Source organism: Providencia sp. LY12, from assembly GCF_057621555.1.
Window position 1 is genome coordinate 4,088,402 of the sequence record NZ_CM172594.1, and the last position, 15,614, is coordinate 4,104,015.

General features: G+C 41.2%; 14 protein-coding genes. 5 read left to right on the forward strand and 9 right to left on the reverse strand.

Annotated features, from left to right (window positions below; all coding sequences use genetic code 11):
- Positions 1-58 precede the first annotated feature (58 nt).
- From rarD to ACY3ZI_RS19375, 3 genes are all read left to right on the forward strand, one after another.
- The gene (rarD, locus tag ACY3ZI_RS19365) at positions 59-952 is read left to right on the forward strand and encodes an EamA family transporter RarD (protein ID WP_036948885.1); all 894 of its coding nucleotides are present in this window, start codon (positions 59-61) and stop codon (positions 950-952) included.
- Positions 953-1,635: 683 nt separating this feature from the next.
- Positions 1,636-3,009 carry an APC family permease gene (locus ACY3ZI_RS19370; protein ID WP_036948882.1) on the forward strand — a complete coding sequence of 458 codons (1,374 nt, stop codon included), beginning with the start codon at positions 1,636-1,638 and terminating at the stop codon, positions 3,007-3,009.
- A gap of 96 nt (positions 3,010-3,105) precedes the next feature.
- The gene (locus ACY3ZI_RS19375) at positions 3,106-4,827 is read left to right on the forward strand and encodes an amidohydrolase (protein ID WP_487375719.1); all 1,722 of its coding nucleotides are present in this window, start codon (positions 3,106-3,108) and stop codon (positions 4,825-4,827) included.
- A 111-nt stretch (positions 4,828-4,938) separates the two neighbouring features.
- On the opposite strand, the gene ACY3ZI_RS19380 is transcribed toward ACY3ZI_RS19375, so the two are convergent.
- Both ACY3ZI_RS19380 and ACY3ZI_RS19385 read right to left on the reverse strand, forming a co-directional pair.
- The gene (locus ACY3ZI_RS19380) at positions 4,939-5,457 is read right to left on the reverse strand and encodes a hypothetical protein (RefSeq protein WP_487375720.1); all 519 of its coding nucleotides are present in this window, start codon (positions 5,455-5,457) and stop codon (positions 4,939-4,941) included.
- A gap of 180 nt (positions 5,458-5,637) precedes the next feature.
- Entirely contained in the window at positions 5,638-6,186 is a 549-nt protein-coding gene (locus ACY3ZI_RS19385) for a hypothetical protein (RefSeq protein ID WP_211886826.1), read from the reverse strand.
- Between the two features lie 665 nt (positions 6,187-6,851).
- On the opposite strand from ACY3ZI_RS19385, the gene ACY3ZI_RS19390 reads away from it, so the two are divergent.
- Positions 6,852-7,985, forward strand: coding sequence for an RNA ligase RtcB family protein (locus ACY3ZI_RS19390; RefSeq protein ID WP_487375721.1), 1,134 nt, complete (start codon positions 6,852-6,854; stop codon positions 7,983-7,985).
- Positions 7,985-8,596: a peptide chain release factor H gene (prfH, locus tag ACY3ZI_RS19395; RefSeq protein ID WP_487375722.1), complete on the forward strand. Its 612-nt coding sequence runs from the start codon at positions 7,985-7,987 to the stop codon at positions 8,594-8,596. Before ACY3ZI_RS19390 ends, prfH begins: the two co-directional genes overlap by 1 nt.
- Positions 8,597-8,640: 44 nt before the next feature.
- On the opposite strand, the gene ACY3ZI_RS19400 is transcribed toward prfH, so the two are convergent.
- The 7 genes from ACY3ZI_RS19400 to ACY3ZI_RS19430 all read right to left on the reverse strand — a co-directional run bounded on the left by ACY3ZI_RS19400 (position 8,641) and on the right by ACY3ZI_RS19430 (position 15,589).
- Entirely contained in the window at positions 8,641-8,874 is a 234-nt protein-coding gene (locus tag ACY3ZI_RS19400; protein ID WP_487375724.1) for a hypothetical protein, read from the reverse strand.
- Positions 8,875-9,067: 193 nt separating this feature from the next.
- Positions 9,068-9,652, reverse strand: coding sequence for a 2OG-Fe(II) oxygenase (locus ACY3ZI_RS19405; RefSeq protein WP_211886821.1), 585 nt, complete (start codon positions 9,650-9,652; stop codon positions 9,068-9,070).
- A 251-nt stretch (positions 9,653-9,903) separates the two neighbouring features.
- Complete coding sequence (locus ACY3ZI_RS19410) at positions 9,904-10,683, reverse strand: hypothetical protein (protein ID WP_249215506.1); 780 nt, start codon at positions 10,681-10,683, stop codon at positions 9,904-9,906.
- Positions 10,684-10,876: 193 nt separating this feature from the next.
- Positions 10,877-13,039, reverse strand: coding sequence for a DNA helicase II (gene uvrD / locus ACY3ZI_RS19415; RefSeq protein ID WP_487375725.1), 2,163 nt, complete (start codon positions 13,037-13,039; stop codon positions 10,877-10,879).
- Positions 13,040-13,257: 218 nt separating this feature from the next.
- On the reverse strand, positions 13,258-13,974 hold the full coding sequence (gene yigB / locus ACY3ZI_RS19420; RefSeq protein WP_211886817.1) for a 5-amino-6-(5-phospho-D-ribitylamino)uracil phosphatase YigB: 717 nt from the start codon (positions 13,972-13,974) through the stop codon (positions 13,258-13,260).
- Entirely contained in the window at positions 13,974-14,903 is a 930-nt protein-coding gene (gene xerC / locus ACY3ZI_RS19425; protein WP_132496311.1) for a tyrosine recombinase XerC, read from the reverse strand. Before xerC ends, yigB begins: the two co-directional genes overlap by 1 nt.
- On the reverse strand, positions 14,885-15,589 hold the full coding sequence (locus ACY3ZI_RS19430) for a DUF484 domain-containing protein (protein WP_211886816.1): 705 nt from the start codon (positions 15,587-15,589) through the stop codon (positions 14,885-14,887). Before ACY3ZI_RS19430 ends, xerC begins: the two co-directional genes overlap by 19 nt.
- Positions 15,590-15,614 lie beyond the last annotated feature (25 nt).

A 15,614-nucleotide genomic window follows, 5' to 3' on the forward strand; every position in this document is an offset into this window, starting at 1 on the left:
TCTCACATTCTTGGCTTCGATCTCTCAGTTTGACTTTATATCAATTTCAGAGCTATTCATGAGCCAACAAAATACTACCAAAGGCGTACTATGTGCCTTAGGCGCTTATTTTATTTGGGGTGTCGCCCCCATTTATTTTAAATCCATCAAAGAAGTGCCTGCAGAAGAAATTTTGACTCACCGTATTATTTGGTCATTCTTCTTTATGCTGCTATTACTGACCATCACGCGCCATTGGAATTATTTCCGCCAAGTCTTAAAACAGCCTAAAAAGATCTTAATTTTAGGTGTAACAGCTGTGACAATTGCGTCTAACTGGCTGATTTATATCTGGGCGGTAAATAATGGGCATATGCTACAAGCCAGCTTAGGGTATTTTATCAACCCTCTGGTTAACGTATTGTTTGGCATGATATTTTTACATGAACGCTTCCGCCGAATGCAATGGGTTGCGGTCGGATTAGCTCTTACTGGCGTATTAATTCAACTCTGGCAGTTTGGCTCCGTGCCAATCATTGGATTAAGCCTTGCCGTGACGTTTGCCACCTACGGTTTATTACGTAAAAAATTGGGTGTTGATGCGCAAACGGGTATGACATTTGAAACCTTATGGTTGCTACCTGTCGGCGTTATCTTCCTGCTATTTTTTGCAGATAGCCCGACAAGTGACATGACAATGAACAGCTGGCATTTAAATATTCTCCTGATCGCTGCAGGGATTATTACCACAGTGCCATTGTTACTGTTTACTGAAGCCGCTAACCATTTAAGATTATCAACGTTAGGGTTCTTCCAGTATTTAGGCCCAAGCATTATGTTCTTACTTGCCGTATTTGTGTATGGCGAGGTGATGACCCAAGAATTGTTAATTACATTTGGTTTTATCTGGGTTGCATTAATTTTATTTACTTTAGATGCTTTATATACACAGCAGAAACTCAGAAGAAAATAGAATTTAATTTTCCATATTATGGGCATTCGTGCCCATAATATCTGTCTTAAATTAGTATTAACCCGCTTATTATATTACCCACTTAATGCACGTTTCATTTAATGGAACTAGAAAGTTTAAATTATTTAATATAACCAACTTATTTTTATTAAAAATAAGTTGCCTTTTGGGTGTTTTTCTCTTATTTGGGTTAATTTCAAAATCAAAGATTTTCTTTTTATATTTCAATATATTATAAAAATTTTTATTCCTTGATTTTATCGGGAATTTGATTCATATTGAACTTACGTTAAATTTAACCTTATTTATACACCTTTCAAATATCAACCCATTGAAATAAAACAGTATATTTATTTGTTGAAATAAATGATTGCTTAATAGGAACTTGATAATTATATTGTACGCCGCTTGTATTCACCCCAGCGGATGGTAATGGTCCGATTCATTACTGACGTTTCATTAAAGTGCGCACGATGACAGTGATTTATATTCTGTCCTGGTGCGAGGTTTTCTGAAATTGAATACAAGGCGTCTATCCACATACCTAATTAAATGATTTGTGTATGTAAAAAACAAAACATGTAGTGCTATAGCTCAAGTTATATGGCTGCATTTTAGGTTCACTCGGCCTGTGTATTCAGACAGAGTTAACGTTGTTAAGGGCTTTTGGGAAGGGCTTCAAAATGCAACAGAATACCGTTCAAATGAAACGTGTACTGACCACCCCTGCGTTAGTATTTTTCGGGCTGGCTTATATGGTGCCACTCGGAATTTTTACCACCTATGGACAAGTGACTGTATTAAGTGAAGGGCATCTGCCTATCGCTTATTTAATTACGCTCGCTGCTGTCTTCTTTACCGCCATGAGCTATTGCCGTATGACCAGCGCGCTCCCGCTTTCTGGGTCTGCTTATTCGTATGTGCAAAAAACCTTTGGTGGCACTCTTGGATTTCTTGTTGGTTGGGCACAACTGCTGGATTATCTATTTCTGCCGATTATTAACTACATTGCGATTGGGATCTTCGTTCACGAAGCGTTCCCGAATATCCCAATGCCAGTGATAATCTGCTCAACCATCGCTGTTGTCAGCATCATGAACATTTTGGGTATCAAATTGGTATCTTGGATGAATATGCTGATTATTCTGATGCAATTTGTCTTCATCGCCATCTTCTTGTACATCTGCTTGCAAAACGCGATGGTACTGGATGTTGAAGCCCTTATGGCGCCGCTCACCGTGATGTCATCACAAGTATCTGGGCTGTTTGCGGGTGCTGCGGTACTGTGCTTAGCCTTCTTGGGCTTTGATGCTATTTCAACCATGGCCGAAGAGACAAAAGACGCACGCCGTGCTCTACCTAAAGCGATTTTATATACTGTATTTATTGCAGGAGCCTTGTTTATTGCCATCTCTTACGGTGCACACTTAATGTACCCAGTATGGCAAGATTTTCTCCCTAATACGGATGTCGCCAGTATCGCGGTGATGCAGCAAGTGGGCGATAAAATGAAGTGGATCGGCGCCTCTTTGATGGCATCGAGCTTTATTACCGCTTATGTTATCGGTGTCTTTGCTTCAGCAATGACCTCGCAAGCCAGTATCGTGCGTATTTTCTATGCAATGGGTCGTGAAGGTGTGCTACCTCGCTCTATCTTTGCGTATTTGCACCCACGCCTAAATACACCGGTCTATTCCATTATCTTTGTGGCTGTGGCTTCATTGATGTCACTGGTGTTATCACTCAGTATGGTTGCGTCGATGATTAGCTTTGGTGCGCTGATAGCCTTTACCTTTGTGAACTTGTCAGTCATAAAACATTTCTACATTGACCGCAAAGCCTCATTGGATAATACCAAGCTGCTCACTTGCCTGGTCATGCCATCCATTGGGGTTGTTTTAACCTTGTGGTTATGGACAAGTTTAGATGCAGAAGCCTTCACAGTCGGCTTATGTTGGCTAGCGGCAGGGGCAGGCTACCTCACGCTTCTGACTCATGGTTTTACTCGTCGTCCACCTGCTATCTCTGATGCCGAGACTGAGATGATTATCAATTAATCCTCCGGTACCTTTCGTTGATTATGGGGAAGCTTATCTTCCCCATTGTTTTTTTGGTTCTGGCTCCGTAGGAGCCCCTGATACAGACGGTTTACGATGAATAATAAAATTGCTGATGTTATTTATTTCAACGGTTATATCTATACCGCAGACAGTCAAGATAGTGTTGTCGACGCTATCGCCTTGAAAGAAGGTTATATTCTTGCAACAGGGACTTCGGATGAATTACATCAATATGTTGGTCCAGAAACTGAGAGCATCGACCTTGAAGGCAAGATGATGATGCCAGGGATCATTGATGGACATATGCACCCATTTTGGGGCGGCATTCAGCTGTTCGGCTGCCATCTTAATTACGAATCCCTGACTATCGACCAAATTTTACAGCGCGTACAAGACCACCTAGATAAAGATCCTCGCACCGGCGAAAATGACTGGCTAAAAGTCACGGCATGGTTACGCCAAGGCATGTTACCAGCAGGTATTGATATGTACCGTGAAGATATGGACAAGCTCAATACTAAGCGCCCAGTGGTGTTGTTCTCTAATGACTGCCATACCCTCTTAGCCAATAGTCGCGCCCTCGAATTATTCGGGATCACCAAAGAAACTCCTGAGCCACCTGATGGCAAAATCGGTAAATATGAAAATGGTGAACTCAACGGAATTTTAGAAGATGCACCTGCCATGCGTGCTGCGGATAGCATCCCGTCTATTCGTGATGAGCAAGCGGTTGAAGTGGCTGAATTAGTCCAAAAAGTATTGAATCAGCAAGGCGTTACCATGGTCATGGATGCCCGTGTTTCTGAGCAGCAATTAAGCGCGTTCCACCAACTTCAACAACGTGGTGAACTCACTTTGCGCTTCCAAGCTGCGCGCGAAATCACGCCTGATGATACCCCGAATGTGGCTGCCGTTGCGGCTGCTGTCGATAAAGCCGTGGCGTTCGCCAAAAAATGGCACCAAGCAGAGTGGACACCAGCACCGGGTATTGGCTTACGTAATATCAAAATGTTCGTGGATGGCGTGCTGCAATACCCAACCATGACTGCCTCATTATTACAGCCATACCGCGTGAACAAAGGGACTGATTCCGCCCCGAATTGGGTAGAAACCGATAACTACGGCGACCTCTATTTCACGGCTGAAATTTTGGATGAGCTGCTCGAGAAAATCGCCGCAGCAGGTTACGATCCTCACTTACATACCGTCGGTGAAGGTGCCGTCTCTATCGTGCTGGATGCCATTGAAAAAATGCGTGCGGCTCACCCAGAGAAAGATATCCGCCCAGGTCTTGCCCACAATGAACTGGTGGATGCCAAAGATTATGCCCGTTTTGCGCGCCTGAAAACTATTGCGTGCTTATCATTCCAATGGGCTGCACCAACCCCTGAGCTGGCTGTTTTCGAGAAAAACATGCTGGGCGAAACCCGTTTCCAGCAGCTAGAGCCTATTGCTAAGTTTATTGATGCGGGTGCAGTTGTTGCCTTTGGTAGCGACTGGCCAATCGATGATTTTGACGAATGGTATGATTTGAAAGTCGCCGCAACTCGCCGTGGTCGTAATATTAATGGTCAGCCAGCGCCACGACTGGATAATGACCGCGATATGACCGTGCTCGAAGTGTTACGTTCGGCTACGATTGACTCTGCTTATGCTCAACATCGTGAAGACGTTTTAGGATCGCTTGAGGCGGGTAAATTCGCAGATATGATCGTGCTGGATCGCAATGTATTTACCATCCCAGCGGATGATATTGAAAATGTGAAAGTGCTGCGCACCATTGTGGGCGGAAAAACAGTTCATATCGCGTCTTAAATATTTAATTATCATTAATCTGATGAAGGCATAAAAATATGCCTTCATCTCAATCAATTAAACCAGTAAGTTAAAACCAATAACTTTCTAGTCTAAAATAATAATTTAATGCTAAAAGCCTGTTATATAAACAGGAACACCAAATAGGGCTTCATGATAGAAGTTAGTGATCTCTGCACTTTTAACATGATCTGAAATGCTAACGTCCTTATTCATGCGAGCAACACCCTCAGCAATACAACTTATTGATGTGTCGAAATTATGTTGGTCATCCAACTTTACATACTCGGACTTCCATTTGTCGTAGAGTGCTTGATTGGTTAGCGGAAGTATATTGTAATTTCTATACTTATAAATTAATTTATCGGCCTCAATTAATTTAGCTTTTATTTCATTAATCTCGTTACATTTTTCATCATATTCATTAATAAGTTCACCTCCCTCACCGGCATATTTATAATAATCCGTATAAGTATCTAAACAATTTACATTCTTATCAGGATGCTCAGAAATTAAATAATTCCTTAATTTATTATGATTGAATTTCAATGAATCATATCTATCTTTCAATTCATTTCTTTCTTTTATTATCGAATCTAGATCTTCATACTTTTTCTTACGTGCTTTCATTTATAATTTTATCCATATTGAAAGCATAACGTTCTTTATAAGAAGTCATGCTTTTATTAAAAAGCAAAAACCAGATAACAAAACATCTATTTAGCCGTTAACCAATAATGGAGTTTTGTCAATCAATTAAACCAGTAAGTTAAAACCGATAACCTCCTGATCTAAAATAATCATTTAATGCTAAAAGCCTGTTGTATAAACAGGGACACCGAATATGACTTGATAATAAGAGTTTATGGTATCTGCACTTTTAACATGATCTGAAACGCTGACTTCCATCTTCATGCTAGCACTGTTTTCAACTATACGATTTGATGTTGCATCAATATTGTATGGATCAGATGAGAGTTTACCAAAATTCAATTTGCCATCTGAAATAAGCTTGTCTTCACCGTTCGTTACAATGCTTTGCTTAACTATCCTTATAGATCTATCATCATGCTCAACTTTATAAATTAATTCACTGTTATCCTTTATTTTAGCTTCTTTTTCTTTTATCCTGGCATTATTCTCATAATACTCATCAAAAACCTTACTTTGCTCAATTCTAAATTCATAATATTCTAAATCACTAGCAAAATCATCCCTATCCTTATTAAGAAATTCAGAATCCAAACGTTCTTCTAATTTACCGTTATTATATCTCAGCACATTAAATTCATGTTCCAGTTCATATTTTTCCTTCCGTAGTAATTCAAGGAATTTATTGTTACTTTCAAGTTTATTCATTAATAATTTCATCCATGTTGAAAGCATTATTTCTTTCACAAGAAGTAATGCTTTTATTAAAAAATCATCCAGTTATAGAGTAGAAATCAGATAAAAAACATCTATTTGGCCATTATCATTAAGATTAACAATATAAATCAATTAAATGAATAACAATAATTCACAGCTTAAAAATAAATCATTATTAACACATCAATAGCTATTGAGAAATATAAAAACAAGTAAGCATTTTAACTCTACTTAATCGATACTATTGATTAACTTTCAAATTATCAATAGACAATGTAATTTTAAACTTATTTTAGGAGCTAATTCAAAACCTGAGAAGAAATCAAGAAAAATACTTGAATGAAAAATTAAAACCATAAGGATAAAATATTTATTTATAAAAATAATCAATTTTAGGATAAAGATTAATTTTACACTTTTTTTCTTTTCTCTATTGCAAAAGGAAAAAGTTCCCGTTAATATCCGCCGCGTTTTCATTCATTTAATCAATTCACTGCAAGGAGGTTCATCATGACAACAACTAATCAAACTCTTTGCGGGCAACCTCAGAAATAGTCTTAGACGTTAAAAATCGTTTTAAACGTTAGTTCAGCTATCTTCTCAAAACTTGCCTGCTAATCACCTTATTTTTCACATTAAAAATGAGTTAATAGCTTATGGGCAATATTCTTCATTCTGTCGGTGAACACGTTAGTTATATCGCGACAGAATCTACATGGATTGAAAGTAAAGCAATCCAACAATTACAAACAACCGCTAATTTACCCGACATGGTTTCTGTGGTCGGCATGCCTGACTTACACCCAGGGCGTGGCTACCCAATTGGTGCAGCATTTTTCTCAGCTAAACGCTTCTATCCGGCGTTGGTTGGCAATGATATTGGCTGTGGCATGAGCCTGTTCCAAATCGATATCAAGCGTGCCAAAGTTAACTTGGATAAGCTGGAAAAACAGCTATCTGAAATGACGGATCATGCCCCGCAAGAGTGGCTAGATGAGCACGTTCCTGAGTCGATGAAATCCCATGATTTTATGACTTCGCTCAGTTCTATTGGTGGCGGTAACCATTTCGCGGAGTTTCAATCCGTCGATAAAATCATAAACCAAGAATTGTTTGAGCAAAGCGGTCTTGATAAACAAAAATTATTACTACTCGTGCACAGTGGCTCGCGTGGTTTAGGGCAATCTATTCTACGCCAACATGTTGAACAACATAGTCATAATGGGCTGGATGAACAATCTGATGATGCTAAGATTTACCTCAAAGCACACCAAGACGCGCTACAATTCGCACAGATCAACCGCCAATTGATTGGGCTGCGCATGATGCAGCAAGTTAAGGCTTCGGGAGAGCAACGTTTCGACCTCAATCATAATCTTGTTGAGCCATGCCGTATCGACGGAATCGACGGCTGGCTACATCGCAAAGGTGCGACTCCATCCGATAGAGGTTTCGTGGTGATCCCCGGCTCTCGCGGTGACTACAGCTATTTAGTCGCGCCAATTGCCAGCGATTTGAGCTTAAACTCCCTCGCTCACGGTGCGGGACGCAAGTGGATGCGAACGGAATGCAAAGGTCGTTTATCACATAAATATACGCCATTACAGCTATCCCGAACCACTTTAGGTAGCCGAGTGATTTGTGCAAACAAACAATTGATTTATGAAGAAGCACCGCAGTCGTATAAATCCATTGAGACCGTTATCGAAAGCATGGTTGAGGTCGGCATTATTCAGGTTATTGCCCGCGTAGCGCCCGTGATCACCTATAAAACGAGTGGAGATTGTTAATGACATTATTACAGTTTTCCTCAGCTCAAGGACCCGATGAGTGCTGTATCGCCGTGGAAAAAGCGTTTTCTTGTTTTTTAAAAGAAGCCGCTTTGTTAGATGTTCAAGTTGATGTGTTGGAGTCTTTTCCATCCAAGCAGGGGCTAAAGTCAGTGTTAGTCTCCTTAGAGGGGAAACAGAGCGAACAGCTGGTCAACGCGTGGAGTGGAACCGTTCAATGGCAATGCCAAAGCCCTCTGCGACCACGCCATAAACGCAAAAACTGGTTTATTAGCATAATCACATTTGCGCCTATTCAGCCCCTAGAGGAGAGTGAAATCGAATATGAATTCACAAAATCTCAAGGTGCCGGAGGTCAGCATGTGAATAAAACTTGTTCCGCAGTACGTGCCAAGCATGTCGCGACAGGGATTAGTGTGAAAGTCCAATCGGAGCGTAGCCAGCATGCAAATAAGAAACTGGCGAAAGAGCTAATCCATTGGAAGCTCAGTGAGTTTCAATCTCAGCAGAGGACAGATCTAGATAAGCAACGTCATCATTCCCACTATCAGATTGAGCGGGGCAATGCATCGATAACGTTTGTTGGGAAAGAGTTTAAGCGGGTTAATTAAGTTATGGGGAGCCACAGTAAAGCTGTGGCTTCCCAATTTATAACTTACCAGCAATACATGTCACCAAGGATAATTTCACAATTAATAATTTCTGTCTCAAATGCATTCAACAGATTGTTATTAACTGGGCTACCATCTTTTGAACTTAATATAGCCATTTGCTCAATCATCACCGATTCAATTTCATCGCCACCAAAACAGATCGAAATTTGCGGCTCATCTATTTCATGTTCATCATAATTTAGATTTTCTAGTAAATCATTTTTTAACTTAATCATATAATTCATCCTTTATTTATATTTAAATTAACAAATATTTATTATCTTTATGCCGCTCAAGATAATAAATTTAAAATAAAGGTAGGCAGATTAAAAAACAAACTTATTATTTATATATAAGCTGAAGTTTTATTATTAAAGTGATTAATTTACAGCCCGCCTCTTTACAGAGGCGGCATTAGACGAGAAAGGGCTACAGTATTTTTTCAGTTAAAAACCAACCGGCAATACTTTCGCGCTTTTTTTGAGTAGGCAGGACTTCATGGGGAAAATCTTCAGACATAAAAAACACCATGCGCCCCGCTAACGGCTCTAAGGTAAATAGCTCGTTATCTTGAATATCATACATCACAATTTCACCACCATCACCCTGCTGCCATGATTCATTCATATATAGCACAGTGGTGATTTTACGGCGCCCTTGCCCACGGAAGTTATCCACATGCTTTTTATAGAATCCACCATTAGGATAGCGACAGAAATGGGTTTCAAAATCCCGCAATCCAAGAAATAACTGACAGTTAAGTTCCCGACGCAAGTTTTCCATTTTATCTAGATAGTGTACGACTGCTACGCCCATTTCAGGTTCGAGCCACACTGTTTGATCACCACGGATAGTTTTGTTGTCTTGTAATGTGTTTTGATAGCCAATACGCGCGTCTTGCAGGGTATCGGGGATACAACTTTTAATAGCCTGAATTTCTGACAGATTCAGAAAATCGTTCCACACATACCAACCTTGTGTGGAAAGTGAATCAATAAGTTGATTGATAGACATGATGAATCTAAGAGTGGTTATTAGGTGAGATTTTATACTTGATTATCGGAAAAAATTAAAATAAAAAACGCAAATCTTGATGATTCAATAACTCAATCAATACTAAGGGCTAAAACACCTACATTCCTTATTATCAAATAACATAATTATTTTCTGTATCAAAGACCTAGAGATACTCCAAAATAAGAGGTACTCAAATTTCATCAAATACCTCTTAAATACCAGCCTGTAAAAATTCTAATTAGAACACATTACATACAAAAAGCTGTTCGCCCTAAACCACCACAATCACATGCAAGTGATGGTACTTCAACAAAATCTATTGGGCTGTCTATTGTGAAGTAACCTTCATAGGTGGATTCAAAACCTGATTGAGATTCAATAAGGATGTCAAATGCTTGAGGCTCAAAACCGGGTTCAAAATCAGGTTGAATATCTAATACGGCTGGCTTTTTCATTGACTCCAGCCTATCTAGCTCAATATTCAGACGTTCTTCATTAATTTCATACATCAACATTTCAACTTCATAGATAGCTTTGGCTAACTCATCACTTTTTTTATTAAAATCAGCAATCGGCGTAAAAATCATGCCCCTTAATCCGCCATGATTAGTGAAGTCTACTTTCTTGAAAGAGTATTCTGGTTTATTCCAAACTTCATTATTCTTTAAATCTTGATTGACTTCTTTAATATAAAAATCAATTTCAGCTTGGCTATAAGTGCCCTCATCTTCTTTCAAATCAGTAAGCATAGATTCTTGTTTTAATAACATAGTCGAAATTAGGCTGACTTTCTTCGCTTGCTCAAGCGAGCGATTATTTATTTCACTCTCAACCTTATTCATGGTTTTCTGCATTGAGCTAGCATCACGTCGGTGAGAGATAGACAACTTATCACTCGTAAAATTCATATTTTCTATTGATTTTTGTGCGCTACCATTTGCTTCATCTAATAAATAATTAATTCTTTCCATCTTTGATTTAATTAAATCTAACTTTTCATCTAAACGAGCAAATCTTTCATTTTCCATATGATAAATCTCCATTAATTAATTTAATTAAAATGAAAATAGAGATTATAGTAGGTAAAAATAAAAAACAAATATTTAATTTATATGTTTATAATATAAATATAAGGTGTAATTATTTTATATAACATTATATTTTTTGGATTTATTTTTAATTAGCACCACAGTCCTTTGCGGTGCTATATGTAATTTAGATCTACAACATTTCTAACCGCGCATAAGACGCCACCAGCCACTTAATCCCTTGCCCTTGAAAAGCAATTTGTAAGCGACAATGTTCCCCACTACCTTCGAGATTAATAATCGTACCTTCGCCGAATTTAGGGTGCATCACTCTCTGCCCTAACGCATAGCCAGAATCATTTTGGCTAATCGGTGTGCCAAGACGTTGATGGCTGACAGGGCGGGAAACCGTGGCTCTTAATCGAACTTCCTCCACACACTCCGTCGGTAGCTCACCAATAAAGCGAGAAGGACGATGATAAACTTCTTTGCCATAAAGACGACGGCTTTCGGCGTAAGTGATTGTCAATTTCACCATAGCGCGGGTGATCCCCACATAGGCAAGACGGCGCTCTTCTTCTAAGCGCCCACTTTCATCCATCGACATTTGGCTTGGGAACATGCCTTCTTCCACACCCACCATAAACACAACAGGGAATTCCAGCCCTTTCGCTGAGTGTAGCGTCATCAATTGCACCGCATCTTGGCTGGCATCCGCTTGACCGTCCCCAGACTCCAATGCCGCATGAGATAAAAATGCCTGTAATGGCATCAAATCTTGGTCTTCATCTTGATAACTAAAATCGCGGGTTGCGTTAACTAACTCTTCCAAGTTTTCAATTCGCGCTTGGGCTTTCTCGCCTTTTTCCTGCTCATACATCGCACGCAAACCAGAGTCATTGATCACACGGTCAGCTTGCACATGCAGTGGCATCTCTTGGGTTTCTTTCGCTAATGCGTCGATTAACTCTAAGAAACGTTCGATGGAGCTTGCCGCTCTTCCTCCCAGGACTTGCTCGCGAAGTAAGTACTCACAACTTTCCCATAGTGTCAGTTGCTGATCCCGTGCAGTTTGGCGAACCGTATCCAACGTGCGCTCACCAATGCCTCGTGTTGGCGTGTTGACCACACGCTCAAAAGAGGCATCGTCGTTACGGTTAGCAATTAATCGAAGGTAGGATAATGCGTCTTTGATCTCTTGGCGTTCAAAGAAGCGTTGACCACCATAAATACGGTATGCCATCGCGCCTTGAATCAACGCTTCTTCCATCACACGAGATTGAGCGTTGCTGCGGTAAAGAATGGCACAGTCTTGCAGTGCACCGCCATTTTCATGCCACTGTTTAATTCGCCCAACCACATAGCGAGCTTCATCAAGCTCATTGAAGGCGCAATAAAGGGAAATCGGCTCACCATCACCGCCCTCCGTCCATAAATTCTTACCGAGACGGTCACTGTTATTGGCGATAAGCGTATTTGCTGCTTTCAAAATATTGTTGGTCGAACGGTAGTTTTGCTCGAGTCGGATAGTTTCTGCGCCGGGGAAATCATTCAAGAAACGCTGAATATTTTCAACTTGAGCGCCACGCCAGCCATAGATTGATTGGTCATCATCGCCGACAATCATCACTTTACCAGTCTCACCCGCTAACACGCGGATCCACGCATATTGAATGCTGTTGGTATCTTGGAACTCATCCACCAAAATATTGGTAAAACGCTCGCGATAATGCTGTAAAACATGAGGCTTATTCAGCCATAGCTCATGAGCGCGTAGCAGTAATTCGGCAAAATCTACCAGCCCTGCACGGTCACAAGCTTCTTGATAGGCTTGATACACTTTCAGCCATGTCGCTTCGACTGGATTACCATAGCTTTCAACATGTTGAGGACGCAACCCTTCATCTTTTTTGCCGTTGATGTACCACATTCCCTGACGAGGCGGCCACTGCTTCTCATCAAGATTCATGGCTTTAAGCAGGCGACGAATCAAACGGTACTGGTCATCACTGTCTAGAATTTGGAAATCTTGCGGCAGATTCGCATCCAAGTAATGCTGGCGAAGTAAACGGTGTGCGAGACCGTGGAAAGTACCGATCCACATGCCACCTTCGCTAGTACCCACTAACTGATTAATACGGTGACGCATTTCTGCGGCGGCTTTGTTGGTAAACGTCACGGCCATAATCGAAAATGGGGAGGCATTCTCCACCGACATAAGCCACGCAATGCGATGAACCAACACACGGGTTTTACCGCTACCTGCGCCTGCAAGTACCAGTAAATTAGTGCGCGGGGCTGCAACCGCTTCGCGCTGTTTGTCATTAAGACCTTCGAGCAGATATGAGACGTCCATAGTTACCATCAAAGCAAGACAGTGGCTACCACCACTGTGAGGTTACTGACAAAGAGGGAGAAAAGCGTGGTTTTTCCCTCTTTGTGTTATCAGGCGAAAATCAATAACTTGATTTTCCTCGTTTATTTTCATAAACCTAAACAACCATTTCAAACCTGATTGGTTTGGAAATGGTTTAACAGTGGCTACCACCACTGTGTTTTTATACAGAGAAAGGATTATACCAATGACAGGAGAGAATCCAACCGACAAATTTCCACATGAGGCAATATGCGCCCTTCTTTCTCATCCATTAACGTCGTATGGTCCACGTTGAACCAGCAGGCTTGCATACCGCTATTAATCGCCCCTTCTACATCGGTCAGCAAATTATCTCCAATATGTAAAATAGCGCCTGGCTCGATATTCAAACGCGTAGAAGCAAGATGATACATATCGCAGCATGGCTTAGAGCGCCCATCCGGCCCAGCTTTTAATACAAACTGAAAATATTGTCCCAGCCCACACGCTTGCGGCTCGGCGTTACCATTCGTAATCGCCACCAGCGGTAATTTTTCGGCTAATTTTGCTAGCGTTTCATGGGTGGATTGCGGGACATGAATTTGATTACGCCAGTAGGTAAAGTGCGCCATAATATCATCCGCACCTTTGAGGGCATCCTCTTTATTATAACCATAGTGGCACAGCATCATTTTCGACGATAACCAGCGCCAGCGGGTAATATCATGACGAATATCCGGCTCTTGTTCTTCCACTAGATAGCGAAATGCATAAATGTCATCATTCGTAAAATGATGAAAACGCGGGTCATATTCACGAATAAACCGTAAAACTTCCTCTTCCGTTTTATCAATCACGGGATGGTTGTCGTACAACGTATCATCCAAATCAAACGTCATTGCTTTGATGGGTGATAACGGACGGTAAAAGTGCATTAAGATTTCTCCCTCTTCGCTCGCGGATGTGCCACATCATAAACATTAGCGAGATGTTGGAAATCAAGATGGGTATAGATTTGGGTGGTAGAGAGATTAGCATGACCTAATAACTCTTGTACCCCACGTAAATTACCACTTGATTCGAGAATATGAGTTGCAAAAGAGTGACGTAATTTATGGGGATTTATATGGCTATTTACCGCTTGTTTAATGCCCCACTGCTCAAACCGCTTTTGCACATTGCGATTCGAGATACGCTTACCACTTTTCGTGGAAATAAATACCGCGCCATCAACAGGCTCATACAATTCGCGCATTTCAAGCCAGCGTTTTAGCCAACTCACTGCCGTTTTTCCTAGGGGAATTTTACGTTCTTTGCTGCCTTTCCCCATCACCCAGACCTCGCCTAAATTGAGGTCAAGGTGCTTAACATCCAAACCAACCAGCTCAGAGAGACGTAATCCCGCGCCATACATCACTTCCAGCATGGTTCTGTCTCGCACCACGAGCGGGTCGCCACTGTCCATATTCAACAGTTGGGAAACTTCGTCCACATCCATATTTTTCGGTAGACGTTTTTTCGCTTTAGGAGCATGAATGGTTTTAACTGGGTTTGCCGGTAGCTCGCCTTGCTGCACCATCCAATCACAAAAACTACGTAGTGCGGACAGCCTTAATGCCATGCTCGCTGCTTGCAAGCCTGTTCGACGGCTCTTCGCGGCAATATTGCGCCCTATCGTCATATCCAACTGCTGCCATTGGCTCACTTTCAGTTCACCTAAAATTTGGCAAACTGCACCTAATTGGCGACGATAATTCGTTATCGTGACTGGACTCAATCGACGTTCAACACGGAGGTAACGCAAAAAGGCTTCCACTTGAATCATCAGCCCTTCAGGCTGAATGTCTACAGGCGTTCTATCCATTGACATAATAACCTCGGTAGAATTTGAGCCACTTTTTCCAGCATTACTGTACCCATACCCTGTTGATAGTGCTCACGGTCACGGCTGGTAAATATCACCATGCCAGATTCCCCATGATGCCCAAACAACGAAATCGCTACTGAGCCCACATTTTGAGCCTCAGGAAGTAAAAGTTGGAGTTCAGGGCCATTTAGCCGTCCAAGATAATTGAGGTTATCCCCAAAACGCTGAATACGTACCGGTTCAAAAACACGGCGTGGGAGCACCAATTCGTAGGCATCCAATGGCGCAGATAATCGCCAACTATCGCTAAATAAGCGTACAGAAGCTCCTGATAGCCCGAGCTTTTTAGCCCAGCGATTCAGCACAAATAGCATCTCCCGCAAACTATTTGCGGAAGACATTTCAATGACGAGATAAAGAAGCTCATCGAACAGTTGCCCATTTTCGTGGGCTTGTTCCACCATAAAGCGGATATCCTGTTCGAGATTTTTGATTTTCTGACGTTGACGACTCATCACCAATTCAGGAAGCGAGATAGCCTCCTGAACGGCATGAGGAACCTTGATATGTTCAGCAAGAGACGCATTGCGAATAAAGAAATAAGGGTTCTGTTTTAAATATTGCACCACATCTTGCTCATCAATTAACTGAGCAATCTCAGGCACTTGTTCAGGCTTATCCATTATTCCCCTCTCTCCACTCAATCAA